The following is a 26,484-nucleotide window of genomic DNA, read 5'->3' on the forward strand; positions in this document are numbered from 1 at the left end:
TCATGCGTAGTGGTATTCTTGCAATCGTCCTGCTGATCGCAGCGGTCGTCGCCTACCTTTCGGTCTTCATCGTCAATCCGACCCAGCAGGCGCTTGTCCTGCAGTTCGGTAAGATCGTCGAACAGCCGAAGAAGGAGCCGGGTCTCTACTTCAAGATCCCGTTCGTTCAGAACGTCGTCTACTTCGACAAGCGCATCCTGAACCTGAACATGCCGCCGCTTGAGCCGATCACCTCGGACAAGAAGCGTCTGATCGTGGATGCCTTCGCGCGGTACCAGATCTCCAATCCGGTGCTGTTCTATCAGCGTGTCCAGAACATCCAGACCGCCAACCGGCGCCTGTCGACGTTCCTGCAGTCTTCGCTTCGTTCCGAAGTCGGCCGCACCAGCTTCGTGGCACTTGTTCGCGACGACCGTACCGGCGTGATGGAAAACATTCGCCGGGATATCGATGCCAATGCCGAACAGCTCGGCATCGAGGTGATCGACGTGAAGATCCGCCGTGCGGATCTGCCGGACGCCAACTCGCAGGCAATTTACGCCCGTATGCAGACCGAGCGTCAGCAGGAAGCCACGGAAATCCGTGCACAGGGTGAAGAAGCTGCCCGCAGGATCCGGTCCCGTGCGGATCGCGACGCGACCGTTCTTGTTGCTGAAGCACGCCGTGACTCGGAAATCATGCGTGGTACCGGTGACGCTGAAAGAAACAGGATCTTTGCCGAGGCATTCGGTGCCGATCCAGAATTCTTCGCCTTCTACCGGTCCATGCAGGCCTATGAGGCAGGATTGCGGTCCGGTGATACCAGCCTGGTGCTGTCGCCTGACTCAAGCTTCTTCCGCTTCTTCAAGGACCCGACCGGTATCTTGCCGGCTCCGGGTACTGATGGAAACGGTAGCCAGGGCGTATCCGACCGGAATCCGTCGCTCGCTGCACAATGAGCGAACTGGTAACGGCGCTCGGCCTGGTCCTGGTGCTTGAAGGTGTTCTCTACGCGCTTGTGCCCGGTGGCATGAAGTCCATCATGCGCAGCGCGCTGGAGACACCGGACCAGACCTTGCGGGCAACTGGCCTGATCGTGGCGGTTATCGGCGTATTTCTTGTGTGGATCATTCGCGGATAACGAAAAGTTTTCGGGCGGGAGGCGCAAAATCTTCCCGCCCGTTCTATATTCTGAACCAAGGACCGGAACAAACCCATCGACTGGCAGCATTCTGACTGCAGTCCAACCGGCTGGGATGAGGAGAAAGCCCTATGGCTCCACTAAGTATTCGCCGTCGGATGACCAGGATCGCCGCAGTCGCGGCGGGCATCGTAATCGGTGGAATGGCAGCTTTTCAGCCTATCCAGGCAGCATACGCACAAGGACCTGTGTCCGTCGCGGATCTGGCGGAAGGTCTCGCGGATGCAGTGGTGAATATTTCCACCGCTCAAACCGTGCAGGGCCGCCGTTCGGTGCCGATGCCGCAGGTTCCGGAAGGTTCGCCCTTCCAGGAGTTTTTTGAAGAATTCTTCAACCGGCAGAACCGGGACGACGACCAGCCGCGGCGGGTTCAATCGCTGGGTTCGGGCTTCGTCATCGACGGGGAAGCCGGCATCATTATCACCAACAATCACGTTATCGAAGGGGCGGACGAAATCACCGCCAACTTCAACGACGGCACCAAGCTGAAGGCGACGCTCCTCGGCACCGACGAGAAAACCGATCTCGCAGTGCTGCAGGTGGAGCCGACCACGCCTCTGAAGGCCGTCAGTTTCGGCGATAGCGACGCCATTCGCGTCGGCGACTGGGTGATGGCGATCGGTAACCCGTTTGGTCTGGGCGGCACGGTGACCGTCGGTATCGTGTCGGCACGAAACCGCGACATTAACTCCGGTCCCTACGACAACTTCATCCAGACGGATGCCTCCATCAACCGGGGGAACTCGGGTGGACCGCTGTTCGACATGGAAGGCAACGTGATCGGCATCAACACGGCCATCATCTCGCCGTCCGGCGGCTCCATCGGCATCGGTTTTGCGATTCCGGCCAACACCGCCATGAACGTGATCGATCAGCTGCGCAAGTTCGGCGAAACCCGCCGCGGCTGGCTGGGTGTGCGCATTCAGGAAGTCACGGACGAGATTGCCGACAGCCTGGCAATGGACAAGGCCATGGGTGCGCTGGTTGCCGGTGTGACCGACGATGGTCCGGCGGCCAAGGCGAAGATCGAACCGGGTGACGTGATCATCAAGTTCGACGGCAAGGATGTCGACACGATGCGCGAACTTCCGCGCATGGTGGCGGAAACTGAAATCGGCAAGGAAGTCGAAATCACGGTTCTGCGCAAGGGCGAGGAAGTCGCCATCAGCGTGATCCTGGAGCAGCTCGTTGAAACCGAGGTGACCGAAGCCAGCGCAACCGAGGAAGAAGAGCCTGCGGAAAAGCCGGTCGAAAAGAGCGAAGTGCTCGGCATGTCGCTTGCCGTTCTGGACGACGCCTTGCGCAAGCAGTTTTCCATCGATGAAGACGTCAGCGGTGTTGTGGTCACGGAAGTGAAGCCAGGTACCTCTGCCGAGGAAAAGCGCGTGATGGCTGGCGATGTCATCAAGGAAGTCGCTCAGGAAACGGTCGAGACGCCGGAAGACGTCATGGCCGAGGTCGACAAGCTGAAAAAGGACAACCGCCGCTCGGCCCTGCTTCTGCTGGCCAATCCGACGGGTGATGTCCGCTTCGTTCCGGTACGGATCGAAGACGAGTAATCCTTCCGGACTTCGGAAGTTGAATGCAGAAGGGCGCCGTGAGGCGCCCTTTTTTTCTGCTTTTAATCACCTGCACGGTCTTCCTGAAGACGGCTGAAGGTCTGTCTGGAACGGGAAGGGGGATGCTTTGGAGCAAGAGGCCCATCCTTCGAGACAGCGCTCCGCGTTTCCTCAGGATGAGGTTGGTGGGGGGGCGGAGTTGGGGGACTTGGAGGATGTGATGGACTTGGCGAGCTGGATGTGTGGTGGGGCGAATTGACGGTTCCTAGCCTAACCACTTCAAAGGGTTTTGTGTTCGGTATCCCCACACACTCTCCCTCATCCTGAGGAAGGCCGGAGGCCTGTCTCGAAGGATGGGCTGCATACTCCGTTGAAAGGTCATTCCTTGAAAGACAAGCAAGACCGCCCGCGCGAGGCGAGGACTCGAAACCGCTCAAATCAGGATTGCCGCAGGCCCGTGCCTTAACTCAGAACGAAATCGCTTTCCGCGTAGCCTTGCAGGTAGAGCAGGGCTGTTAGGTCGCCGTGGTCGATGCGGAAGTCGGCGGCGGCGGCGACAGCCGGTTTGGCCCTGTAAGCGACACCGGCTCCAGCACGTTCGATCATGGCGAGGTCGTTTGCGCCATCTCCGACCGCAAGCGTATCTGCGAATTCCAGGCCACGCTCCGCAACGAGATATTCCAGGCGGGTGCGCTTGGCTTCGCGTCCGAGAATCGGTTCTCCGACCTTGCCTGACAGTTTTCCGTCCATTTCCAGCAGGGTATTGGCCTGGTTCTCGTCAAAACCGATCAGCGTCGCGACAGCAGATGTGAAATGGGTGAAGCCACCGGAAACAAGGGCGCAGTAGGCGCCGTTCGCCTTCATCGTCTGGACCAGCGTGCGGCCGCCCGGCATCAGCTGGATCCGCTTGCTGAGCACCGTTTCGATGGCCGACACCGGCAATCCGGCGAGAAGGCCAACACGTTCGCGCAGGGCCGGTTCAAAATCGATCTCGCCGCGCATCGCCCGCTCGGTAATTTCCGATATGCGATCCTTGAGGCCAAGTTCAGCCGCCAGTTCGTCGATGCATTCCTGGCGGATCATGGTGGAATCCATGTCCGCGATCAGCAGGTGCTTGCGGCGGCCGGCTTCCTTCTGCACAAAGACGTCGACGGGGGCACGGCCAATCACTTCGCGCAGGATACCGTCCGCGGCACTTGCATCCAGACCCTCAAAGCGGATATCCGCTGCGACACCTGCAGAAAGACGTGTCGAGGTTCCGGTAACGCCGAGTGCGTCGGATGCCAGCCGAACCAGATCCTCGTCGACTGCAGGCGCAGCAGGAGTGGACACCAAAGTGGCAACAAAAGACATGGACGGTTCCCTGGACGACGATGACGGCACGCCCGCAACTGCCAGGCGCGCCATTCTGATAGCCGGGCCGACAGCCAGCGGCAAGTCCGCTTTGGCGTTGACGCTGGCCAAAAGGCTGAATGGCGTCATCGTGAATGCAGATTCCATGCAGCTTTACGAAGACTTGCGATTGGTGAGCGCACGCCCCAGCGTCGCGGAGGAGGGGGAAGCGCCTCACAGGCTATACGGCGTGTTGCCTGCATCGACGGCCTTTTCGACCGGCGACTGGCTGCGTCTGGCGGAACGGGAACTGCAAGATGCCTGGGGAAACAGCCAGATGCCTATCCTCGTCGGTGGCACCGGCCTCTACTTCAAGGGGGTGACGGAAGGCTTTGCGGAAATGCCCGGCATTCCGGAAGAGATCCGCGCCAGGGCGAGATCCATTGCCGACACGCAGGGTGTCGAAGGCTTGAGGCAGCAGCTGATTGCCGAGGGGGATCCTGAGTCTGCCGAGGCGCTGGTTGATCCGCAACGTCTTGCTCGTGCACTGGAGGTTCTGCTGGCAACCGGTCGCCCTCTGAAGGCGTGGCAACAGCATGCCCAGTCATCGCCACTTCTCAAACCGCAGGCGTGTCACCGGATCGTTCTGGCACCACCGCGGCCCTGGCTGCATGAACGTATCGAGCAACGGGCAAGGTTGATGGTTTGCGAGGAAGGCTTCAATGAAGTGCGGGCCCTGCTTGATCAAGGCCTATCGGATAAGTTGCCAGCGATGAGGGCGATCGGCGTGCCGGAACTTGGCGCCTATCTTGCCGGAAAAGCCGATTATGCAGAAACCATCCACAGGCTGACTGTTGCAACGCGTCAATATGCAAAGCGTCAGGAAACCTGGTTTCGCAACCAGATGTCGGATTGGCAACGGGTTGATCCTTCAAACCTAATTGAGATGGAGGCTTTTCTTCGAACGGTTTGACGGCTCAGCGTCAACTTCTGATGTGTGCGGTGCAGCAGTGGTGTGAGCGTAACTCTTTGGTATTGCGAATATATTTTTGTCAAAATTGATCTTATACTTTTGTCTGCCATGGCAATGGCACAATTCAGGGTTACATGGCTAGCATGCGTTCGGTGGCGGGATTCGCCGCCGCGTGTACGGCCTGAAGAAATCCTAGACTGGGAGGTCACGGTGCAGACGATCATACTCGAATGCGGTTCAGTGCGGCTCGTCCCTTTCACGCCAACCGATATTCATCTCGTCAAAGATCTTCACTCCGACCCTTACGGCAACCGATGTACAGAATATTCCACCAATTGCACCGTCGTTGATGCGGAAGAACTGGTGCGGTCTGCTCAGCAGAACCAGGACGACCTCGGGTTTGCCAAGTGGAAGGCGGTGTCTTCCGATGGGGTATTTCTCGGCTGGGCCGGGTTTACGCCTGTCAGCGAAACTTCCGAGATCAGTCTGAACTATTGCCTGCGTCTCGACGTGCTGGATCAGGACCCGGATCTGCCCAAGCGCCTTTGTGCCGCCTTGTCTGACTGGTTCTTCGAAAACACCTATTTTTCCCATCTGGTCGCTGTCGTGCGCACCGACAACCGGAACATGCGGGAAGTGGTCAAGGGCAACGGTTTCTATCATCGCGAAAGCAAAGTGATCGAAGGCATGCAGGCGGACGTGTTTCAGCTCCTGAGCCCGTCCATGCAATCCTATCTCATGAGTGCTTAGGCATTTTCGGGGCTTACGGGACCTCGGGAAATGCGTCGGGACCGTGTCTGCCACGGTCCCTTTTTTTGAGAGTAACCCATTTGAACACACCCATTCTGACAACAGGCAGGCTGCGCCTGTTGCCTTTTTCCGAAGATGACTTCCCATTGTTGCAGGACCTTCATTCAGATCCGGAGGTCAATCGCTATCTGTCTCCGGGACCGGCGATCATGGATCCGGAGGAAGTGCGCCGGCGACTGGCGAATTACGTCGGCGATCACCGGGGCACCGGGATGTCCAAATGGAAACTGGAGACGATTGAGGGAGCCTTTATCGGCCGGGCGGGGTTCTCGTTCGAAAGGAACCCGGAAGGTTATGAACTCGGCTACAGCCTGAAACGATCAGCCTGGGGGCAGGGCTATGCGAGCGAGATCGCGCGGGCTCTTGTCGGTTGGTTTTTCGACACGACACAGAACGATCACATGCTCGCCTATGCAGTCGCGGAGCATAAGGCTTCGCAGCGGGTGATGCAGAAGGCAGGACTGCGTTTCTGGCGGGAAATAAGAAAGCACGGATTGCATTGCCGGTTCTACCGGATCACGCGTCGGCAATATCTTCGTTCTCTGGAGCCTGGCACGGGCGGTTGATCACTTGAGTGCGATTGGTCGCCATCAAACTCCGGCAGCCTGCAAGGCGGCGGGCAGGGCGGCCGCTGTCACGGTTTCGGCAAGGGCTTCATCCGACATGGCCCGTGCCGTGGTCAGCCCTCCTATCAGGAGACTGAGAAACACCCAGGCGCGGTTCCGACGTTCAGAAAGATTGCCTTCCTTCAGCCCCTCGGCAACCAGTGCCGCTATCTCCTGCATCTTGTCATCATAGAGTTTGCGGGTCTCAGGCTTGGCCCGTGCGACATCGGGCGATAGCGCGGTCATCGCACAGCCGCAGGCGCGGTCCTGTCGATGCGCCGTGCCGAGATAATACCGTGCAAATGCCTCGACCCATTTGTCGCCGAAACGTTCCCGGTAGTCAGGAATGGTGGTGATTACTTCTTCCAGTCCCTGTTCCAGCGCGGCGTGAAAGGCCCCGTCCTTTGATCCCAGGTGCGCGTAGAATGCACCCGAGGTAGCGCCCGCCGCCTTTGCGATCGCGTCGACACCAACCCCGGAATACCCTTCGCTTCGGAAGGCCCTGCTTGATGCGCTGAGCAAGGCTTTTTGAGTTTCTGCCTTGCGAAGCTGTTGTTTTGCCATGCGGTTCTCTCACTTTAAGAACGATCGTTATATATCATGTTGACTTCATAACGATCGTTACATAAATAGGGTGCGTCAGAAAATATAACGAACGTTATATTTAATCGAGAGGAACGGAAATGCCACTTGCACTCAATTACACCCAAGGCGTGATGAGCGAAGATGCCGGTTTGAAAGCAGGCAGGAAAATCACCGAAGCCTTCCTGAAATGGCACGGGCTTGGCGGCAACAAGGTCATGACCCCGAACGTGACCATGCAGATACAGGCACTGCCAAAGAATGGGGCGCTGTCCGGCGGCGAGCCGGTGGAAGGGGCGTGGCTGGAATGCAAGACGCCAAGTTTTGCCCTGGCTGCGCGGGACGTTCAGGTCGGGTTCTTCAAGGAAGCAACAGACATCATTGCCGCGGCGGCAGAAGGTCGTTTGCCACGCGACCGCATCTATTCAAACGTGGTGCACACTGTGGACGGGACCTGGAACCTGGACGGCGAAGCCATGACCAACAGCCAGCTTTCCGAACGGATTTCTCAGGGTTGACGTCACAACACGAACTGAACAGGGGCCGCTTCTGCGGCCCCTGTTGGCGGATCCAGGGACACTTTACCGGCAGGCCACGGGGAATTCAGGAAACCGGGCCACTCTCGAGTGAGCCGAGAAAACGCTTCAACTGGCGTGGACGGATGAAGACATGGCTCACTCCGGAGAACACCCTGATGCTTTCCAGATCACGTTCCCGCCGCGTCCGCCTGTAGTTCAGAACGAACTTGAAAAACGGCCAGTCGAAGCGCTCCAGGCAGCCATCCGGCAATTCGCCACTGCGGGTGCCGCCGCGGCCGAGAACGGAGCGCTTCAGCACTCTTGTCGCACAGAGAAACGTCTTAAAATCGAGATAGATGAGCGTATCGGCTGCTTTCAGGCGAAGGTCCAGGGTGCTGCCGTAGTTGCCGTCCATGATCCAGCGCGGGCGAGCGATCAGTTCTTTCATGGTGGCGCGCCAGGCTTCGGGGGAAGGGCGCTGCCAACCCGGTTGCCAGTAATGACTGTCCAGATGAATGACGGGCAGGCCGGTCAGGTCGCTCAAGGTTCGGGCCGCACGGGACTTGCCGGCCCCCGGGCATCCGGCGATCACCACGCGCTTCATCTCTCCGTCTGTGCCAAGGCTTTCCACCCCGTTTGTCCTCCCCGACAAAACAAAGCCTCCTGAACCTTACCGGAAAATCGGTGGCTCAGGAGGCTTTTCGTGTCAGGTCCGAAATCGGGCGACAATACAGTCACCTTGATCCGGAGCTTTTGGTGGTTCCGGCGTTAGACGGCAGCAAGCGCGCCCGGGTTGCCGGTCTGCTGGCGCAGGGCCAGCTTGTTCATGGCCGAAACATAGGCACGGGCGGAAGCGACCAGCGTGTCGGTGTCCGCTCCCTTGCCCGTGGCAATGCGGCCGCCAGCCTCCAGGCGCACGGACACTTCGGCCTGTGCGTCGGTGCCCTCGGTCACTGCATGCACCTGGTACAGCGACAGCTTGGCTTCATGCGGCACGATTGCCTTGATGGCGTTGAACGTGGCGTCGACAGGACCGTCGCCCGTAGCTTCCTTGGTAACGTGTTGGCCGTTGACGTCCATGGTCAGGATCGCCTTCTGCGGGCCACCCGTACCGGCAATTACCGTCAGCGCAATCACCTTGGTGCTTTCGCCCAGGATGCTGATTTCGTCCTCGACCAGGGCTTCGATATCCTCGTCGTAAACGTGTTTCTTGCGGTCGGCGAGGTCCTTGAAACGGCGGAAGGCATCCTGCAGGGCATTGTCGCCCAGTTCGAAGCCCAGTTCTTTCAGCTTGTCGCGGAAGGCGTGGCGGCCGGAATGCTTGCCCATGACCAGCGAGGTGGATTTCACGCCAACATCTTCCGGGCGCATGATTTCGTAGGTTTCGGCGTTTTTCAGCATGCCGTCCTGGTGGATGCCGCTCTCGTGGGCAAAGGCGTTCTTGCCGACGATGGCCTTGTTGTACTGAACTGCGAACCCGGAAGCGCCCGCCACCATCTTGGAAGCGCGAACCATGAATTTCGGGTCGATCTGGGTCATGTAGGGCAGGACGTCGCTGCGGGTGCGGATCGCCATGACGATCTCTTCCAGGGCAGCATTGCCGGCGCGTTCGCCCAGGCCGTTGATGGTGCATTCGATCTGGCGGGCACCGCCGGCGACACCGGCCAGCGAGTTGGCAACCGCCAGGCCCAGGTCGTTGTGGCAGTGGACCGAGAAGATCGCCTGGTCGGCATTCGGCACGCGCTCACGGATCTGCTCGAACATGGACTTGTATTCGTCCGGGGTGGCGTAGCCGACCGTATCCGGCAGGTTGATGGTGGTGGCACCGCACTTGATGGCGGCTTCCACGCAGCGGCACAGGTATTCGATCGGCGTGCGCGTTGCGTCCATTGCGGACCATTCGACATCGTCGATCAGGTTGCGCGACCGTGTCACCGTGTCGGTGATGATTTCCAGCACCTGTTCTTCGGTCTTGTTCATCTGGAACTTCAGATGGATCGGCGAAGTGGAAACGAAGGTGTGGATGCGGCCCTTGCCGGCGTGTTTCACGGCTTCGCCGCAGCGGTCGATATCAGCGTGGATGGCGCGGGCCAGACCGGCAATGACGGAGTTTTTCGAGCGCTTGGCAATTTCGCTGACGGCTTCAAAGTCGCCGTTCGAGGCAATCGGGAAACCGGCTTCGATGATGTCGACACCCATGTCGTCGAGAATTTCCGCGATCTGCAGCTTTTCTTCCAACGTCATGGAGGCGCCGGGCGACTGTTCGCCGTCGCGCAATGTGGTGTCGAAGATCCGGACCTGGTCCTTCTCGGAAGTGGCAGTCATGTCGTTTCGTCCCTGGCTTGGATCGGGCCTTAAGTCGCTCGGGTAAGGAAAGGCGTGGCGCGATCCGATGGTCGTGATGCGGTTTTTTGAAAACTCTCCCCTAAGTGCCCGTTCCGCCTAAAGACAAGCGAAGCAGCCGACGCTCAGGGGCATCTAAGAAGGAGGAGATCGCCAAGTAGAATGAGGCCGCCGCGCTGAGCCAGCGCGTTGCGAGAAGATCCAGAAATGTCGCGAACCGCGATCATGGGTCTGTCTTGGCCTTTGGTCGTCTTTTCAACTGGTCCGCCAAGCGTGGCGCAAAAGCGTGACCTGACGGTTAATGGGGACTGTTCATAAGTCAGGATGAACCATGATGCAACCAGCTTTTCCGAAGCTTGCACATTTGGAAACCCCTTGGCCCGGAGTTTCAAGCAATAGCGATAGCTGGCGCAGACGAGATCTGAGCCGCTGCAAAGGCAGGAGGCAAAGGCATCCTGCCCAAAGCCGGTCTTCTCCCGCGGCGTTGATCACAACGAAGCCAGGGCGATTGCCGGCGTTTCTGGTGGGCGTCTTGCGGTCTGATCGCCTCAGCCGTTTTTGGCCAGGGGAATGGGCTCGTCGGCAAACCTCGCCTGGATCTCTTCCACTTCCTTCTTCTTGCTCAGAAAGGCGGCAATGCACTCCGGGTCGAAGTCGCTGCCTGATTTTTCTTCCAGAAAGCTGAAGGCCCGTTCGTTGGTCCAAGCGGACTTGTAGGGGCGCTCCGTCGTCAGCGCGTCGAAGACGTCGGCAACGGCCGCTATCCGGCCGACAAGTGGAATTTCTTCTCCACGCAGGCCATTGGGGTAACCGCTGCCGTCCCAGCGTTCGTGGTGTGTCGCGGCAATCTGGGTCGCGACCTGCAGCAGCCGGCAGCTGGAGCCCTTGAGGATGCCGGCGCCGATTTCGGTGTGCCGGTTGATTTCCTCGCGTTCTTCCGGGGTGAGGGGGCCGCGTTTCAGCATGATGCTGTCCGGAATGCCAACCTTGCCGATGTCGTGCATCGGTGCGGCCATCTTGAGGTCTCGCCGAAACTCCATGCTCATGCCGAGTTCTTCGGCAATCAACTCGCAGAAGTTCGCCATGCGAAGGGTATGCATGGCCGTGTCGAGGTCCTTGTATTCGGAAGCAAGGATCAGCCGGTGAACGATTTCCTCGCCCCGTTTCCTCAGTTCGGTCGTTGCCCTGTCGACTTCCTCTTTCAGCCATTCCGCCCGCATCGACAGCTTGCGCTGCGCCTCGGCCAGTTTGGTGAGGTTCCGGACGCGGGCCTTGAACTCCACGATCTCCAGCGGCTTGTTCAGAAAATCGACGGCACCGGACGTCAGTGCCTCGATGCGCGTGTCCCGGTCCTTGTCTGCCGTGACGATCACCATCGGCTTGTCGGTGTGCGCGGGGTGCTGATGAATTTCCTTGATGAGCTCGATGCCGTTGAGGCCCGGCAATTGATAGTCGACGATCGCCACATCGAATTCGACCTTGTCGAGCGCCGCGATCAGGTCGATGGGATGGGCAAAGCTGACTGCGTGGCATCCGGGGATGCGCTCCACAAGCCGTTCCATGATCATGCGGTTGGTGGGATCGTCTTCGACCAGAAGGATGCGGAATTCGGTGTCGGCTAGCGGTGTGTCGGTCATATCGCAATCTTCCGGTATCTGTTTTTTGCTTTTTCCAGCTCCACCGTCAGGAGTGTCTCCTGGTTGGAGGTTTCGATGCTGGTGCGAAGTGCGTCCGCAGTTATTGAAAGGGTCGTAAATCCGAGATTGTCCGCCGCACCTTTCAGTGTGTGCAGCAGCCGGTCGTAGCTTTCCGCATCACCCGAGCTTGCTGCCTCGGTGACTTGCACAACGAGAGTGTCGGCATTTTCAAAGAAGGCATTCACCAGAGAATGGAAGATCTCGTCGCCAAGTTCCTCGCGCAGTTCAGCTCGCCGGGCATCCCCTTTTTCTTCTCCGGCAAGGCGAACCACATTGGCGTTTGGTGTCGCGACGTCGGATTGAGCCGCATGCATTGGTTCCGTCGGTTCCGGAGAACCTGGGGATGTCGGCAGGTCGGTGGTGCCTTCTGCTGAATTGTCCGAAGGACCGTGTTCACGCAGGATAGTCGCAAGCCTCTGGAAGGTGACGGGCTTGGACTCGAAGGCATTCATGCCCGCGTCCAGGCAGTCCTGGCGGTGCCGGTCGGAAGCATTTGCCGTCATTGCGATGATGGGCAGCTTGTCGAATGGAGCGCCGATGTTCCGTATCAGCCGTGTTGCCGCGATCCCGTCGAGATCAGGCATCTGCACGTCCATCAGCACGAGATCGAAAGTGGCGTCCTGCACATGTTTGATCGCCTCCCTGCCGTCGCTGGCAACGATGACTTCCTGACCCAGTCTCTCCAGCAACTTCGTTGCAACACGCTGGTTTATGACGTTGTCCTCCACGAGCAGGACACGCAGACGGGGGATCAATGCAGTTGGGGTCGAACCACTCTCCAAACCGGTGAGATTCGCAGCAGGGGCGTGTGCCAGTTGAACCGGCAAGGTGAAGCTGAAGGTCGCGCCTTCACCAGGAACACTGAACACACCTATCGATCCACCCATCGCCTCGACGATCTGTTTACAGATGGCAAGGCCGAGGCCTGTGCCGCCAAAGCGTCGGCTGATCGAGGAATCGACCTGGTGGAATGCGGTAAAGAGCTGCTTTTGTGCCTCTTCGGCAATGCCGATACCGGAATCCTTGACACTGATCTTCAGTTCCAGGGTCTCGGCGACAACTTTTCCGGCAACCACATCGACGTGGATTGAGCCGTTTTCGGTGAATTTCACGGCATTGGATAGCAGGTTGAGCAGGACGCGCTTCAGCCGGGTGGGATCGCTCTTGATGAAAGCTTTTTCCAGCGTCGGGTCGATATGAAGTTTGAGCTCGTCATTCTGCTCGAGCGCCTTGCCTTCCACGACAGCTGCCGCCTCTCGCACCAGTTCGTCGAGCCGGAAGACAATCTGTTCGGTCTCAAGGGATCCGTATTCGATCTTCGCAAAGTCGAGGATCTCGTTGATCATCTCCAGCAGCGTATTGCCGGAACTCGTGATGGTGCGGACGTAGCCGGTTTCTTCTTCCGGAAGCTGCTTTTGTGCCAGAAGTTCGGCCATGCCGAGAATGCCGTTCAGCGGGGTGCGGATTTCGTGTCCGATCGTGGCCAGAAACTCCGACTTGGCCTTGTTGCCGGCTTCTGCTGCTTCATAGGCTTTCTCGAATTCCTCTGCGGCCTTGTTCATGCCTTCGCGGGTCTGCTTCACGATGCGGACCTGCAGAAGCATGTGCAAGGCCAGGAAAAGAGCAGCCACAACGATCGCGAACATGAAGAGGAAGGCCAGCATCTGCACATGGAAGACGTCGTTGCGGGCTTCGGCGCGTGCTTCTGAAATCGTCGCGTTCGTGCGGACAAGAAATTCGTTCGTGGCGCTACGAATTTTTTCGAGCGTTTCTTCGACAGGCGCAAAGTCGATGTCGGAGTAGTTCTTTTTCGCTGCGATTTCATTGAAGACAGGTTCGATGGCCAGGATCTTGGTCTGAATGGTCGTGATCCTGGATCTGAAGTTCGGACTTTGCTCGAAGAAGACGTTGTATTTGGAGTTGGCGAGGACCGAGAGACGCGAATAGAGGATGTCATAACGCGTTACGAGATCTCGCGGTGCTACGGCTTCCTGCGCCGCTTCGATACCGGCCTCGCCGATACGATATTCGACGTGTTGTACCAGCTCGTAGACGGCACGTGTTTCGCGGTCGAGCTGATAGACAGCCCAGATTGCGTCTTCACGGATTGCGTCATGCAACTGGCCTTCGCGTTTGACCAGCATTGAAAAGATGGCAAGGACCGTACAGACAAGAAAGATCTGGACGACGAGAACGGATTTCGTCGCCCTTGCAGCCTGTTCAACGGCCTTACCGCCTATTTCGAGCTGATTTTTCACTCGACTACTTCAACTTCGCGGATTTGCCAGACCGAACGGGAAAAGTATTTCTCGTTGAAGAGTTCCGGGTTCGTGTCGAAAGGGTAGATCAGGAACAGGGGGCCCTTGTCGCGAACGGACATGTAGTCACCGTTCATTTTGGTCGCCAGCATGGTGTCGAAGTTCTCGGCATCTTCTACCGGCACTTCTGCACTGTAGTCGTTGAGAGCCTTGACGATCAGTTTGGAACCGCGTGCGCCAACTTCCTCCAGCACTGCGCGCAGCTGAGGGCCGGAAAAGGCGGTGGTGCCTTCAGTCCAGGGAGTCTCGAGCGTCTTGGAGATTTCTGTAAGGCCTTCCAGCATCTCCATGTCAAATTCGGCGCTGTCACCTTTGTTGGTGTTCTTGATGTTTCCGGTCACAACGAGGACGACATCACCTGTTGGAGCAGGAAGGTTGGCAGCCTGAACGGCAGAGCTGATCATCAGCGCCCCAGCCAGGAGGCTCAGTAAGGTTTTCATGGCGTTTCCCTGTTTACTTGTGCGTTACTGTAATTTTTGACAGTAAACTTGTTTTCATTAGTTCCTCTGCGGAACTTGGATACACCGGGAGCCTTTAATCAAATGCAAATTAAATGGGCAAACATCTGGTTAATTTCATCAAATAAAGTAAATATCTTTGTCATTTATGTGTTTTAAATCAATGTTTTAAAAGGTTTCGATGTGATGAATTTATTTAATTCGAGCACGAGGAAATGACGCCATGATGGCTCGCTGAAAGCACGTAAAGTATTGTGATTTTTTACTATCCAATGGCAATGCGCGTTTAAGCGGCTAGGCCTCATTCGGATGCGCGGAAATGGTGTTCAAGAAGCGACGATCCGGGCGGCGCTTCAACAGGATTGCGCCGAAACGCTGCCGTTGGGCAAACAGCCGCCCATGTGCGCCGGAGAGGCCGGCAGCCGGCGAGGGCCGGCGCCGGGGCTAGCGTTGGTGTCCTGCTTCTTATCCGTTCCTGGGGGCGACGAGATCAGCCAGTCGGGCAAAGCAGCCGTTCCAGCCGCCGCCGACACCGCGGCGGGCATCTTCGGTCTTGATGGCCTCGTGACGTAACTTGACCTCCGTCGCCTTGCCGACTTCGGTAAAGGTAACGGATACCCTTGAAGTGTCTGTCGCTTCCCGTGTGCCGTCGGCATGTTCCTGAACATGGCGCCAGGAAAATTCAAGACGGTTCGGCGCTTCGATGGCCAGGTATTCGCCTTCAAAGTGGATCTGCTTTTCTGGGGTTTTCTCGATGACGAAACACCAGCGCCCACCAACCTGAAGATCGATCTCCGCCGAAACCAGCGCACCGGACTTGGGTACGAACCAGCATCGTACCTCATCGGGTTCGGTAAAGGCGCGGAAGACCCGCCCCGGGTCGGCCCGGAACAGGCCTTCCACGAGCACCGGCTCCTGGCCGGGATTGGATTTCAGGAACGCTTGGGGCTGCTGTTGTATGGTCATTTTTCGCTATCCTTGGCGAGGTGACGGGCAAGAGCATCGAAACGGTCGATCCAGAACGCTTCATATTTGCTCAGCCAGTCCACGGCTTCCTTGATTGGTGCACCGCGCAGCCGGCAATGGCGGGTACGTCCGCGTTTTTCGATATCCACCAGCCCGGCATCCGAGAGCACCCGCAGGTGTTTGGAAACCGCTGTCAACGACATATCGAACGGTTCGGCGAGGTCCGAAAGCGATGTCTCGCCGTCGGCAAGCCTGGCTACGATCGCACGGCGCGTGCCGTCGCTGAGGGCGGCGAAGGTGGCATCGAGTTGAGGCATTTCAGCTGCATTCATAAAGTGAACCTTTTGGTTGACTATCACCTGACTTCATTATAGTCAACTAAATGGTTGAGTAAATGGGTGGCGCGCGACACCGGCTCAATTTTCCCATGGTCGCGCAGCACAGGTTTCCGGCCGAACCTGGAGCTGAGGACCGGACTTAAGAAAGTGGAGAGACGGACATGAAACTGTTCACAGCAGACATTTCGCCCAATTGCCGCCGTGTCGAGGCGGTGCTGCATCATCTCGGACTGTTCGATGAGGTCGAGGTTCACAGGTTGAACATGATGGCGGGTGAGCATCACCGGGATGACCTGAAGGCCGCCAATCCCAATTTGAAGGTTCCGACGCTCGTGGTGGGTGACATGAACCTGTGGGAAGCCAACCCGACCATGATCTACCTGAGTGACCGGGCAGGAGCCGAAGCGTTTTGCCCGACGGATGCCAAATCGCGCTTTGAGATCCTGCGCTGGATGTCCTGGGAGGTGCAGCATTACAACCAGGCCGCAAGGGACATTGCCTGGGAAACGATGGTCAAGCCGCTTTTCGGTCTGGGGGAACCGGACGAAGCCAGGATTGAAGCGGCAAGCGAAAACTTCCATCGCTTCGCTGCAGTTCTCGACACCCACCTGGAGGGGCAGGCCTACATGCTTGGGGACAGGGTGACCGTAACCGATTTTTCGGTCGGTGCCTTGTCGGCGTTGGCGTTGAACCCGCAGTCGCGTATGCCGTTGGAAGGCCATGCCAACATCATTGCCTGGTATCAGCGGCTGGAAGCAGTGCCGAGCTGGGCGATGACGGCACCTGCACGCCTGATGGAAGCTGCCGAATAGGCCAATGCAAGCGGCGGCCGGGATCCGGCCGCCGCGGCACACTGCTGACTTGGGGTGTCAGAGGTTCTGACCGCCCGAGACTTCAATGCGCTGGCCGGTCATCCAGCCGGTATTGCCGCTCAAAAGCGCGGTGATGGCTCCGCCAATGTCATCCGGAAGGCCGGCACGGCCCATGGCTGTCATGGCGGCGACCACCTTGTTGAGTTCCGGATTGTCACGCACGGCACCACCACCGAAATCCGTTTCGATGGCACCAGGCGCCAGCGTGTTGACGGCGATGTGACGAGGTCCCAGTTCCTTGGCCAGATAGCGGGTCAGAACTTCGATCGCGCCTTTCATGGTCGCGTAGGCGGAATAGCCGGGCAGGGAGAACCGGGCAAGGCCGGACGATACGTTCAGAATGCGGCCGCCATCTGCGATCAGCGGCAGCAACTGCTGGGTCAGGAAAAAGACTCCCTTCACGTGAACATTCATCAACTGGTCGAAATCGGTCTCAGTCGTCTCGGCGAAGGGCTTGTGAATGCCCGTACCGGCGTTGTTGACCAGGAAATCGAAACTGTCACGCTGCCAGGTCTGCTGTAGCACGGTTTTCAATGCGTCCGTGAATGCGGGGAAGCCGGATGTGTCGGCAGTATCGAGCTGCAGGGCAACAGCCCTGGCCCCCAGCGCTTCCACTTCGGCAACGACCTGTTCGGCTTCTTCCTTGCTGGTCCTGTATGTCAGGACCGTGTCGATATCGTTCTTGGCAAGATGAAGAACAGTGTTGCGGCCAAGGCCGCGGCTGCCGCCGGTGATGAGGGCGATCTTGGGGGAGGTGGTCATGTTATTGGCTCCAGTGTTGTGGGGCGTGATGTCGATGACCATGAGATAGTCCGTAGCGAGATGTGTTGTGTGCCGGTTTCTCCAGAAGACTTGCCTGATCCTACAAATCAGGCAACCTGCATACTTGCCATCACCAACCGGCGGGCGTATCGCTGGATTCTTGACGGAGGGAACCATGCAGGCAGACGAGCTTATCCGAAAAGTTGTTGCATTTGCTGATGATCATGGCGCTGGAGGCGATCCTTTTCCTGTTGGTGCAGGAGGCATGACGCTGGTGCGTCAACGCCGACCAACCCTGATTTATCCGATCGTCTACCAACCGATTTTCTGCCTGGTTCTCCAGGGGGAAAAACAGACATACCTCGGATCGAATACCGTCCGGTTCGGTGCCATGCAGTCACTGATTGTCGGGCTGGATCTGCCCGCGCAGGCACGGGTCGTGCGTGCGAGCCAGGCCGAGCCGTATGTTGCGCTCGCCATTCCACTGGACATGGCTCTGATCCGCGAACTTGCTTCGGAGCTGGACCGGCCGGGTAAAACATCTATTGCTGCACGCGCCGTGGCAAGCGGCAGGGCAGACGCGGCAATCGTCGATGCGATGCGGCGCCTGTTCGAACTTGCGGAGATGCCAGAGGCCGGCAAGGTGTTGCTGCCGTTGATCCAGCGAGAGATCCATTACTGGCTGCTGACGGCAGAACATGGCGCGATCCTGCGTCAGATTTCAGAGCAGGACAGTCACGCGGCCCGCATCGCCAAGGTCATTGCCGGTATTCGCCGGGACATTGCGGCGTCTTTGCGGGTGGACGATCTTGCCGGTGAGGCAGGCATGAGCGTGTCTGCCTTCCATGCGCACTTCAAGGATATTACCGGCACCAGTCCGCTGCAGTTTCAAAAGCAGTTGCGGCTGATGGAGGCGCGCCGGCTGCTGCAGGCGGAAAAACTGTCCGTCTCGCGCGCGGCGTTCCAGGTGGGTTACGAAAGCGCGACCCAGTTCAGCCGAGAGTACGCCCGGCATTTCGGTCTGCCGCCACGCGCCGACAAGGCGAACGAACCTGCCCAGGCAGCCTTCTGACCGTCCGGGCAGCTTCTGATTTGATTAGAGGAACAGTTCGCCCCGAGCGACAAGCGTCGCCTGACCGCCGATCCTGACCGCATGCATCTTGCCGCCCTCGATGTCGATTTCCAGGTCGATCAGGGATGGCCGTCCCATCTCGAAACCCTGTTCGATGCGGATATGGTGCGTGCCGTTGGGAAGGTCGTCGTAATAGTCGACCACACCTGCAAAAGCCGCTGCGGCAGAACCTGTCGCGGGATCTTCGGGAATGCCCATGTCGGGCGCAAACAGGCGGGCGTGGAAAGCGCTGTCATGGGAGCGGGTTTCGCGGCAATAGACATAAGCGTCCGTATTGCCGTTCTTGCCGAAGCCCGCGTTCCACATGGCCGGTACCGGTTTGGCGCGCGCCAAGGCATCCAGATCGCGCACCGGCACGAAGGTGAACGGAGGGCCCACGCGGAAGCGGGAGGGGCCATGGTTCTCGAACCCGATGTCACTCGGCTCCAGGTTGAGCGCGGCGGCGATTAGCTCGACGTTATGGGTCGGTCCGGCGGGTTCCGGCAGGCTGGGAACGTCGAACTCGGCAAAGGCGGCAGCGTGCTCGCGCAGGATGACCGCGCAGCGCACGGTGCCGATCTGCTGCTTCAGAACAACAACGGCATCCTGCTCGCCCGAAATGTCGCCGAAGCGTTCCGTTGCCAGAAGGATGGCCGTACCGACGGTCGGGTGTCCGGCGAACGGCAATTCCATCTTGGGAGTGAAGATCCGTATGGTGGCAGAATGCCCGGGCTTTTCCGGCGGGAAGACAAAGACCGTTTCGGAAAGATTGAACTCACCGGCGATCTTCTGCATCTGCTCGTCGCTCAGCCCCTCGGAGTCCAGAACCACCGCCAGGGGGTTCCCGGCAAGGCTCGTGTTCGTGAAGACATCCAGGATCGCGTAGCGGCGGCTCATACTTCTCTTCTCCCTGTCGCCGCCTGCCGGCCTTCAAACGAAGTCAGGCGAGGGGCTCAAACGTTGTAAAACAACCAACCTGTCCGCATCGGACGGCCCGTGCAAACCACGTGCCGGCTTCAAAGGTGAGCGGACTTTTGCATTTTCAGGCAAGTCCTGCCAGTGCTTAGTGCGCATTCTTGGTGAACAAAATATTGCCGTTCCCGGCCGTCTCGCCGAGTGCTCTTCATGGCAGCAGATATTTGCCGAGCGAACGGGCGTAAGGCACGATGGCACTGTCCTCAAGGTCCGCGCGCGTGCGAATGATGCGCATATCGGCAAGCTCCTGTTCTTCCGACGCCTCTGAAAAACGCAGGATCTCCGTGCGCAACTCTTCCGCAGGGCGGGGGACATCCATCACCTGGCCGATGGAAATCCGCCAGCCGTCGAATGTCACCAGCAGCTCGGCAGGCTGGACTTCGTCTCGTTTGAGGCCTGTTTCCTCTTCAAGTTCCCGGTAGATCGCCCCGACAACGTCGACCTTGCCATCTTCGGTCAGGTCGGTCGGGTCGAGATTGCCTCCGGGAGGGTAGATCATGCCCGCCGTGGCGGTCTTTCGGGACATGACACCATAGAGCAATGCGCCCTCGGCAGACCTCAGGATGGCGGAGCCGAAGAGATTGAAAGAGCTTGCGTCGGGCGCACCCCAGTCGCGCCACGCCAGGAAAGCGGCAAAGGAACATTCCGCGCAGGTGCCGTTAAAGGTGCCGTCCTTGAACTCGAACCCGGTCAACTTCATGGTTCGGCCATTCCAAAGTATGGGAATGCGCTTCCTGGCTTCCTCGAAATACGCATCGATGGCGTCTGCATGCTTCGTTTCGAAAGCCCAGGGTTCTTCCGAAACCTCGATGTTCAGCGCTTCCACCCGGTAGACCGCAGGTGGCAGCGGTTTTTCCATCAGGGGGATTTCCCCGCCGGGCGACATCTCGCTTGGTCGTGTCGCCATCGTCCGAAACCCGCGCTTTTCGTAAAAGGGGCCCGCGTTGGCGTCGCTTTCCAGATAAAGCCGGCTCAATCCCTGTCGGTGGGCATGATCTTCCGCGCGCTTCAGCAGAAGGTCGCCAATGCCCTGACGCTGGGCTTCAGGGGCAACAAACAGGAAATCGACAAGCAGCGTATCTTCGCTTTGGGGAGAGAGCCCGGAAAAGGCTATGGGCTGACCGTCCCGCTCTGCAACGGTGAGCGTAAGGGACTGGATGGTGGCCTCGGAAATTCGCCAGTAGTCGCGAAACTCTGCCATCTTGTCCTCCGGATAGCCCCAGGAGGCCTTGGCGCGATGGAGGATATCGGTGAGAGCAGGGGCGTCGGCCTCTGTGGCCGGGCGGAGTTTCAATGGCATGGGCTGTCCAGATTGATTGTATCCCGGACAGCCCTAGCCAGACTTTGTGAAAGTTACAAGGCAGCAGGTTCTTTTCAGCCCTACCGGATAAATGTGCCGTTCTGCAGTTCGGTTACCGCCTGGATCAGCTCCTGGCGGGTGTTCATCACGATGGGGCCGTGCCAGGCCACGGGTTCCTTGATCGGTGCACCGGAGACCAGAAGGAAACGGATGCCTTCCTCGCCTGCGTGAACGACGATCTCGTCGCCGGAGCCGAAGATCACCAGAGAACGGTTGCCGGTCTCGTCACGGATCTTCAGTTCCTCGCCGCCGAATTCCTTTTCCGTCAGAACCCCGAACGGGTCGGACGCTCCTTCGAACGTGCCGGAGCCTTCGAAAATGTAGGCGAAGGTCTGCTTGTAGGTGTCGACCTTGAAGCGTTTCTTGTGACCTGCCGGCACATGGATGTCGAGATATTGCGGATCCGCGGCAATGCCGTCGACCGGGCCGCGCTTGCCCCAGAACTCGCCACAGATGATCCGTGCGGAAGTGCCGTCGTCATCGGTCACAACCGGGATCTCTTTCGACGCGACATCCTGGTAGCGCGGTGCGGTCATCTTCAGCGAGGACGGCAGGTTCGCCCAGAGCTGGAAACCGTGCATGCGGCCATTGGCGTCGCCCTTGGGCATCTCCTGATGCATGATCCCGCGCCCGGCTGTCATCCACTGGACGTCGCCCGCACCCAGGTTGCCGCTGTTGCCCAGGCTGTCACCGTGTTCAACGGTGCCGGCCAGCACGTAGGTAATGGTTTCGATGCCGCGATGGGGATGCCAGGGAAAGCCCTTCAGATAGTCCTCGGGGCGTTCGTTGCGGAAATCGTCCAGCAGCAGGAAAGGATCCAGCATTTCCGGATCCTGAAATCCGAACGCTCGCTCCAGCCGGACGCCGGCGCCTTCCATGGTTGATTGTGTGTTGCCGATGTGGGTGACGGGGCGGATGGACATGACTTGGTTCCTGATGCGGATTGACTTTGAGGGAAAGATAGCGGCTCGCAGGGCAAAACCTAGTCTTGGCTCTGCAGACGCAGTGTTTCGAAAGACGAAACAGTGATGTCGTCATCCGGATAAGGCCCGACCGGACGGTGGCTTACGGCCAAAGGGTTGCATCTTGCGGACGGTCCGCCCACATGCAAGTGTGCACGCCTGTTTGGCCGTCTGGTCAAATCCCCAATTCCGAACCGGTTGAAACGATGGCCCCGATACTTTCCGTACGCGACCTGGAAAAAACCTATGAAGGTGGCTTCCAGGCTCTCAAATCCGTGTCTCTGGATATCCAGCAAGGAGAGGTTTTTGCGTTACTCGGGCCGAATGGCGCCGGCAAGACGACATTGATCAGCACGATTTGCGGCCTGGTGCGGCCGACCTCCGGCAGTATTCACGTGTGCGGCCATGACGCCTTGAGCGAGTACCGTGCTGCCCGGCAGATGATCGGTCTGGTACCTCAGGAAATGCCGACGGCGCCTTTCGAAATGGTCGGTGATACCGTCGCCTTCAGCCGCGGCCTGTTCGGCATGAAACCCGATCCGGCACGGATCGAGAGCATTCTCAAGGACCTGACGCTCTGGGAAAAGCGCAACAACCCCATCATGGCCCTGTCCGGGGGCATGAAGCGCCGCCTGCTGGTCGCCAAGGCGCTGGCGCACGAGCCGAAGATCCTGTTCCTGGACGAGCCGACAGCCGGTGTGGATGTGGAACTAAGGCACGACATGTGGCGCATCGTTGGGGAGCTCAAGCAGAAGGGCGTCACCATCATCCTGACCACCCACTACATCGAGGAGGCCGAAGAAATGGCCGATCGTGTCGGGGTGATCAACAATGGTGAGATCATCCTCGTGGAAGAGAAGGCAGAGCTCATGCGCAAGCTCGGGCGCAAGTTGCTGTCGCTCAGCTTGACGGAGCCACTCATCGAGATTCCCGGCAGTCTTGCCCGCTACGATCTGAAGCTCGAGGATGACGGCCGCAGCCTGGTCTATACCTACGATACCCAGGCTGACCGGACTGGCATCACATCGCTTCTGACCGATCTCTCCCAGTCCGGCGTGCGTTTTCACGATCTGCAGACGGATCAGTCGTCGCTCGAGGACATCTTCGTCGGTCTGGTCAGTCAGGGATGAGGCGGCGATGGACACCGGTTTCACCATTCGCAAGGCGACACTGGACGACTGCACGGCACTGACGGACCTGTGCATGCGCTCCAAGCAGTCGAACGGCTATGACGACGCTTTCATGGCCATGTGCGCCGAAGAACTCAAGGTCCGCGACAGCTGGATCGAGGAGCACGATTTCTGGCTGGCCCAGGACGCACGGGGTGAGCCGGTCGGCTGTATCCGGCTGTCCATGGAAGACGACGGCGAAACAGGGGAACTGGAGACCTGTTTTGTCGACCCTGCCTGGCAGGGACGCCGCGTCGGCCGGGCGCTGTTCGATGCGCTTCACGAAAGAGCGCAGAGCCTTGGTCTGGTGAGGATCGGTCTTGATGCGGATCCTTTTGCAGAACCTTTCTATGCCCGCATGGGCTTCAAGACCATTGGCCGGTCTCCATCCGGCTCGATCCCGGGGCGCACGTTGCCCCGAATGGAACTCATTCTGATTTCGGGGCAGCAGGGCACATGAATTTCGAAGCGATCAAAGTCATCTATCTGGCCGAAATGGCCCGCACCCGCCGCACGATCATGCAGAGCATCATCTCGCCGGTGATTTCCACGGTGCTTTATTTCGTTGTCTTCGGGGCAGCCATCGGCTCTCGGATCTCCGAGGTGGACGGTGTCAGCTACGGCGCCTTCATCGTGCCCGGGCTGATCATGCTGTCCCTGATGACGCAGAGCCTCTCCAACGCCTCGTTCGGCATCTATTTTCCGCGGTTTACGGGCACGATCTTCGAGGTGCTGTCGGCACCCGTGTCGTTCCTGGAAATCACCGTTGCCTATGTCGGGGCGGCGGCAACGAAGTCGATCCTGGTCGGGTTGATCATCCTGATCACGGCGAGTTTCTTCGTTCCGCTGGAAATCCAGCATCCTGTCTGGATGGCCGCGTTCTTCCTCCTGACGGCCGTTACATTCGCCTTGCTCGGTTTCATCATCGGCATCTGGGCGGACAATTTCGAAAAACTGCAGTTTGTACCGCTGTTGATTGTCACGCCTCTGGCTTTTCTGGGCGGCAGCTTCTATTCCATCAACATGTTGCCGGATATCTGGCAGAAGATCACGCTGATCAACCCGGTGGTCTACCTGATTTCCGGGTTCCGCTGGAGCTTCTATGGTCAGGCGGACGTCAGCCTTTGGCTGTCGCTGCTGGCGACGATGATCTTCCTCGGCGGTTCACTGGCCGTCATACATTGGATTTTCAAGACCGGATACCGCCTGAAGGCTTGAGGTATCCGGCCGAAACGCGAGTTTAAGAGAGCGGGAATGCGTGCGTCTGTCCTTTTGAAGAAGGCTTCGATCTTCGTTCTGGCCGGGTTTCTGGCCGCCTGTCAGACGGGGCAGGGGCCAGCCCCGACGCCTGTCACAAGTGCAGCGCCTGCCGTTCAGACAGCGCCTCTTCCTGCCGTTGCCTATGCGCCGGAAACGGCCGTCGAGCGCGGGTTCTCCGCGCTGGTGCTGAATGCGTCGACCGGCGAAGAGCTTTATGCGGTCGATGCGGATGCATCGAGGTATCCTGCTTCGCTGAGCAAGATGATGACGCTCTACCTGCTCTTTGATGCGGTTTCGCAAGGGCGTTACACGCTTTCCACCCCTTTGAGCGTTTCGGCCAAGGCGGCTTCGCAGCCGCCGGCAAAGATCGGCATCAAGGCCGGGTCGACCATCACGGTCGAGCAGGCGGCAAGGGCGCTTGCGGTCAAGTCGGCCAATGACGTCGCCATTGCCGTTGCCGAAAATCTGGCTGGAAGCGAAGCGGCCTTCGCCCGGCAGATGACGTCCCAGGCGCGGGCTCTTGGCCTGTCGCGTACCCGTTTCGTCAATGCCACGGGCCTGCCCGATCCCGCGCAGGTGTCGTCGGCGCGTGACATGGCGGTGCTTGGCCTTGCCCTGAAGCGGCGGTTCCCGCAATACGGCAGCTATTACCGGGCCAGGTCGTTTGACTACAACGGCCGCACCTTCCGGGCCACTAACAACCTGGTCGGCAAGGTTGCCGGTGTCGATGGTCTGAAGACGGGCTATATCCGAATGTCCGGCTACAATCTGGTAGCGACTGCCAACCGTGGCGGCAAGCGACTGATCGTCGTCGTCATGGGCGGGGCGAGCGAGGCTGCGCGGGACAAGGAAGTGACGCGGCTGATCGAAGCCTATTCCTGAGCTGTCCGCAAAGGTTCGGCTGGTATTGCACCGGAAACCTTCTCGACAACTGACACCCGATTGCGGCCGGTCCGTTTGGACAGGTAGAGGCTCTCATCGACTGTCTTGAGCAATTCGGCTGACGGCAGCTGGCTGCCGTCGCCGTGATAGACACCTGCCGACGCCGTCAGGTTGAAGTCCTGCGGGGCGAACTCGAACCGCAGGTCGGAAATGCGCTCGCGCAGGCGATCGGCAACCCGGAAGGCGTTCTCGCGCGAGATGGACGGCAGAAGCACCGCGAATTCCTCGCCGCCGAGGCGGGCAAAGCAGTCGTTCTGGCGCAGATGCGCCTTCACTTCCGAACAGACCTTCACAAGCGCTTCGTCGCCTGCAACATGTCCGAACCTGTCGTTCACCTGCTTGAAGTGATCGAGGTCGAAGTGGACCAGACCGAAGTCGTCCTTCTGCGTTTCCTGCAGGAGGCTTTCCAGACGTGTCTGAAACTCTCTGCGGTTGAAGGCACCGGTCAGGGGATCGCGCCTTGCCGCCTCCCTGTTCCGGTTCGCCACCAGCTCGAAGGACAGCGCAAGGGAGAAAGCGCCGGTCAGACTGACGAAGACGAGTGCGCACATCAGGTGAATGTCGACAATCAGGTCGTCGATCATGCCGGGCCCTTGCGGGCCGCCGGAAACAAGTCCGTGCACCGTGCGCAGCACACCTTCGGCAGCCAGAAAGAAGAACGCCAGGATGAGGCCTATGTTGGAAATCAAACCCCGGAACGGCCTTGAGGCGTAGACGGTAATGGTTGCGACGGACAGCAGCGTGAACACCACGTTGGAGGCCATGTAAGCAAGGGCGTAGTTGGAAAGCAGATACGCGCAGCCTGCGACGATGCCGTAGGCAAACGCGGGCGCGACAACATTGCTGAGCTTGCTCGGCATATCCGCCAGGAGGCGTGCCGCGTGCCAGTGACAGCCAAAACCGAGCAGCAACAGCGTGTTGGGGAGCAGATAGGCGACCAGAGGCGGCAGCATGCTGCTGAGCGCAAAGCAGATCAGAGACGACGCCAACAGGGCATTTGCAGCGGCCCAGCTCAACCAGTGAATGCGTGGACTGGTCTGCAGGGAAATGGCCAGGAAGCAGATGGCAAAAATCGACAGCAGAAGCACATTTGCCGAAAAGAGTGTCGATAGATCCATCAAGGCAGTCTCCGGAACCGGTTCCTCAATCTCACAAAGGATAGTGATTACGTTACGGGATAGGGTCTTGCAATCCGGTTAGCCGCGATAAAAAAACTTTTATCAAATAGGGAATTCAACGCTTTGGTCCCGTTTACGATACCTGTGAAATTTGCGGAGGCAATGCGGCATCTTTGGGGCGGCAGGGCGGGTGTGGTCGCGGGCTGCTTATTTATAACGCCCGCATCCGGATTTCTATTTGACGACCTGCAGGAACCGGCAAAAAGAAACCCCG

The 26,484-nt window shown here is 58.8% G+C and carries 27 protein-coding genes; 13 read left to right on the top strand and 14 right to left on the bottom strand.

Annotation, left to right across the window (positions count from 1 at the left end):
* Positions 1-2: 2 nt before the first annotated feature.
* The 3 genes from FIV03_RS15000 to FIV03_RS15010 all read left to right on the top strand — a co-directional run bounded on the left by FIV03_RS15000 (position 3) and on the right by FIV03_RS15010 (position 2,739).
* Positions 3-938 (top strand): protease modulator HflC, encoded by a 936-nt coding sequence (locus tag FIV03_RS15000; RefSeq protein WP_062488168.1) that lies wholly within the window; start codon positions 3-5, stop codon positions 936-938.
* Complete coding sequence (locus FIV03_RS15005) at positions 935-1,120, top strand: DUF2065 domain-containing protein (protein ID WP_023000530.1); 186 nt, start codon at positions 935-937, stop codon at positions 1,118-1,120. Before FIV03_RS15000 ends, FIV03_RS15005 begins: the two co-directional genes overlap by 4 nt.
* Before the next feature lie 131 nt (positions 1,121-1,251).
* A complete protein-coding gene (locus FIV03_RS15010) occupies positions 1,252-2,739 on the top strand; it encodes a DegQ family serine endoprotease (protein ID WP_152510108.1) in 1,488 nt (495 codons plus the stop codon).
* Between the two features lie 462 nt (positions 2,740-3,201).
* Here FIV03_RS15010 and serB read toward each other — a convergent pair whose 3' ends face one another.
* On the bottom strand, positions 3,202-4,092 hold the full coding sequence (gene serB, locus FIV03_RS15015; protein ID WP_152510109.1) for a phosphoserine phosphatase SerB: 891 nt from the start codon (positions 4,090-4,092) through the stop codon (positions 3,202-3,204).
* On the opposite strand from serB, the gene miaA reads away from it, so the two are divergent.
* From miaA to FIV03_RS15030, 3 genes are all read left to right on the top strand, one after another.
* Positions 4,091-5,044 carry a tRNA (adenosine(37)-N6)-dimethylallyltransferase MiaA gene (miaA, locus tag FIV03_RS15020; RefSeq protein WP_152511942.1) on the top strand — a complete coding sequence of 318 codons (954 nt, stop codon included), beginning with the start codon at positions 4,091-4,093 and terminating at the stop codon, positions 5,042-5,044. The two genes, serB and miaA, sit on opposite strands and share 2 nt — an antisense overlap.
* Before the next feature lie 210 nt (positions 5,045-5,254).
* Positions 5,255-5,794, top strand: a complete 540-nt coding sequence (locus FIV03_RS15025) for a GNAT family N-acetyltransferase (RefSeq protein WP_209009669.1) — start codon at positions 5,255-5,257, stop codon at positions 5,792-5,794.
* 80 nt (positions 5,795-5,874) lie between these two features.
* On the top strand, positions 5,875-6,420 hold the full coding sequence (locus tag FIV03_RS15030; RefSeq protein WP_173013856.1) for a GNAT family N-acetyltransferase: 546 nt from the start codon (positions 5,875-5,877) through the stop codon (positions 6,418-6,420).
* A 24-nt stretch (positions 6,421-6,444) separates the two neighbouring features.
* Here the strand turns inward: FIV03_RS15030 and FIV03_RS15035 are convergent, their stop codons facing one another.
* Positions 6,445-7,023, bottom strand: a complete 579-nt coding sequence (locus FIV03_RS15035; protein ID WP_152510111.1) for a TetR/AcrR family transcriptional regulator — start codon at positions 7,021-7,023, stop codon at positions 6,445-6,447.
* Between the two features lie 119 nt (positions 7,024-7,142).
* On the opposite strand from FIV03_RS15035, the gene FIV03_RS15040 reads away from it, so the two are divergent.
* Positions 7,143-7,559: a hypothetical protein gene (locus FIV03_RS15040; RefSeq protein WP_023000537.1), complete on the top strand. Its 417-nt coding sequence runs from the start codon at positions 7,143-7,145 to the stop codon at positions 7,557-7,559.
* 85 nt (positions 7,560-7,644) lie between these two features.
* On the opposite strand, the gene FIV03_RS15045 is transcribed toward FIV03_RS15040, so the two are convergent.
* The 7 genes from FIV03_RS15045 to FIV03_RS15075 form a co-directional block, all read right to left on the bottom strand.
* Positions 7,645-8,211, bottom strand: a complete 567-nt coding sequence (locus FIV03_RS15045) for an adenylate kinase (RefSeq protein ID WP_209009670.1) — start codon at positions 8,209-8,211, stop codon at positions 7,645-7,647.
* 116 nt (positions 8,212-8,327) lie between these two features.
* Positions 8,328-9,884: a 2-isopropylmalate synthase gene (locus tag FIV03_RS15050; RefSeq protein WP_152510112.1), complete on the bottom strand. Its 1,557-nt coding sequence runs from the start codon at positions 9,882-9,884 to the stop codon at positions 8,328-8,330.
* A 566-nt stretch (positions 9,885-10,450) separates the two neighbouring features.
* A complete protein-coding gene (locus tag FIV03_RS15055) occupies positions 10,451-11,539 on the bottom strand; it encodes an HD domain-containing phosphohydrolase (protein ID WP_152510113.1) in 1,089 nt (362 codons plus the stop codon).
* Positions 11,536-13,857, bottom strand: coding sequence for an ATP-binding protein (locus FIV03_RS15060; protein ID WP_152510114.1), 2,322 nt, complete (start codon positions 13,855-13,857; stop codon positions 11,536-11,538). Before FIV03_RS15060 ends, FIV03_RS15055 begins: the two co-directional genes overlap by 4 nt.
* Complete coding sequence (locus FIV03_RS15065) at positions 13,854-14,357, bottom strand: molybdopterin-dependent oxidoreductase (RefSeq protein WP_062488176.1); 504 nt, start codon at positions 14,355-14,357, stop codon at positions 13,854-13,856. The genes FIV03_RS15060 and FIV03_RS15065 overlap by 4 nt, the downstream gene beginning before the upstream one ends.
* A 483-nt stretch (positions 14,358-14,840) precedes the next feature.
* Positions 14,841-15,341, bottom strand: a complete 501-nt coding sequence (locus FIV03_RS15070; RefSeq protein WP_152510115.1) for an SRPBCC domain-containing protein — start codon at positions 15,339-15,341, stop codon at positions 14,841-14,843.
* Positions 15,338-15,673 (bottom strand): metalloregulator ArsR/SmtB family transcription factor, encoded by a 336-nt coding sequence (locus FIV03_RS15075; RefSeq protein ID WP_023000544.1) that lies wholly within the window; start codon positions 15,671-15,673, stop codon positions 15,338-15,340. Before FIV03_RS15075 ends, FIV03_RS15070 begins: the two co-directional genes overlap by 4 nt.
* A gap of 167 nt (positions 15,674-15,840) precedes the next feature.
* On the opposite strand from FIV03_RS15075, the gene FIV03_RS15080 reads away from it, so the two are divergent.
* Complete coding sequence (locus FIV03_RS15080) at positions 15,841-16,491, top strand: glutathione S-transferase family protein (RefSeq protein WP_152510116.1); 651 nt, start codon at positions 15,841-15,843, stop codon at positions 16,489-16,491.
* A 57-nt stretch (positions 16,492-16,548) separates the two neighbouring features.
* Here FIV03_RS15080 and FIV03_RS15085 read toward each other — a convergent pair whose 3' ends face one another.
* Positions 16,549-17,313: an SDR family oxidoreductase gene (locus tag FIV03_RS15085; protein ID WP_152510117.1), complete on the bottom strand. Its 765-nt coding sequence runs from the start codon at positions 17,311-17,313 to the stop codon at positions 16,549-16,551.
* 265 nt (positions 17,314-17,578) lie between these two features.
* On the opposite strand from FIV03_RS15085, the gene FIV03_RS15090 reads away from it, so the two are divergent.
* Positions 17,579-18,385: an AraC family transcriptional regulator gene (locus FIV03_RS15090; protein ID WP_173013857.1), complete on the top strand. Its 807-nt coding sequence runs from the start codon at positions 17,579-17,581 to the stop codon at positions 18,383-18,385.
* Positions 18,386-18,409: 24 nt separating this feature from the next.
* On the opposite strand, the gene FIV03_RS15095 is transcribed toward FIV03_RS15090, so the two are convergent.
* The 3 genes from FIV03_RS15095 to FIV03_RS15105 all read right to left on the bottom strand — a co-directional run bounded on the left by FIV03_RS15095 (position 18,410) and on the right by FIV03_RS15105 (position 21,682).
* A complete protein-coding gene (locus tag FIV03_RS15095; RefSeq protein ID WP_152510119.1) occupies positions 18,410-19,321 on the bottom strand; it encodes a PhzF family phenazine biosynthesis protein in 912 nt (303 codons plus the stop codon).
* A 226-nt stretch (positions 19,322-19,547) separates the two neighbouring features.
* Positions 19,548-20,699: a GNAT family N-acetyltransferase gene (locus tag FIV03_RS15100; protein WP_152510120.1), complete on the bottom strand. Its 1,152-nt coding sequence runs from the start codon at positions 20,697-20,699 to the stop codon at positions 19,548-19,550.
* Between the two features lie 80 nt (positions 20,700-20,779).
* Positions 20,780-21,682, bottom strand: a complete 903-nt coding sequence (locus FIV03_RS15105; protein ID WP_152510121.1) for a pirin family protein — start codon at positions 21,680-21,682, stop codon at positions 20,780-20,782.
* A 245-nt stretch (positions 21,683-21,927) separates the two neighbouring features.
* Between FIV03_RS15105 and FIV03_RS15110 the strand changes: the two genes are divergently transcribed.
* From FIV03_RS15110 to FIV03_RS15125, 4 genes are read left to right on the top strand one after another with little or no spacing between them, the layout of a single operon-like run.
* A complete protein-coding gene (locus FIV03_RS15110; RefSeq protein WP_152510122.1) occupies positions 21,928-22,851 on the top strand; it encodes an ABC transporter ATP-binding protein in 924 nt (307 codons plus the stop codon).
* A gap of 7 nt (positions 22,852-22,858) precedes the next feature.
* Positions 22,859-23,350: a GNAT family N-acetyltransferase gene (locus FIV03_RS15115; protein WP_152510123.1), complete on the top strand. Its 492-nt coding sequence runs from the start codon at positions 22,859-22,861 to the stop codon at positions 23,348-23,350.
* A complete protein-coding gene (locus tag FIV03_RS15120) occupies positions 23,347-24,108 on the top strand; it encodes an ABC transporter permease (RefSeq protein WP_023000553.1) in 762 nt (253 codons plus the stop codon). Before FIV03_RS15115 ends, FIV03_RS15120 begins: the two co-directional genes overlap by 4 nt.
* Positions 24,109-24,144: 36 nt before the next feature.
* Positions 24,145-25,032, top strand: a complete 888-nt coding sequence (locus FIV03_RS15125) for a D-alanyl-D-alanine carboxypeptidase family protein (RefSeq protein WP_152510124.1) — start codon at positions 24,145-24,147, stop codon at positions 25,030-25,032.
* Here FIV03_RS15125 and FIV03_RS15130 read toward each other — a convergent pair.
* Positions 25,023-26,210, bottom strand: coding sequence for a GGDEF domain-containing protein (locus FIV03_RS15130; RefSeq protein ID WP_152510125.1), 1,188 nt, complete (start codon positions 26,208-26,210; stop codon positions 25,023-25,025). The genes FIV03_RS15125 and FIV03_RS15130 overlap by 10 nt on opposite strands.
* Between the last annotated feature and the right edge of the window lie 274 nt (positions 26,211-26,484).

The sequence above is a fragment of the Labrenzia sp. THAF187b genome, assembly GCF_009363375.1.
In the GTDB taxonomy this organism is placed as follows: domain Bacteria; phylum Pseudomonadota; class Alphaproteobacteria; order Rhizobiales; family Stappiaceae; genus Roseibium; species Roseibium algicola.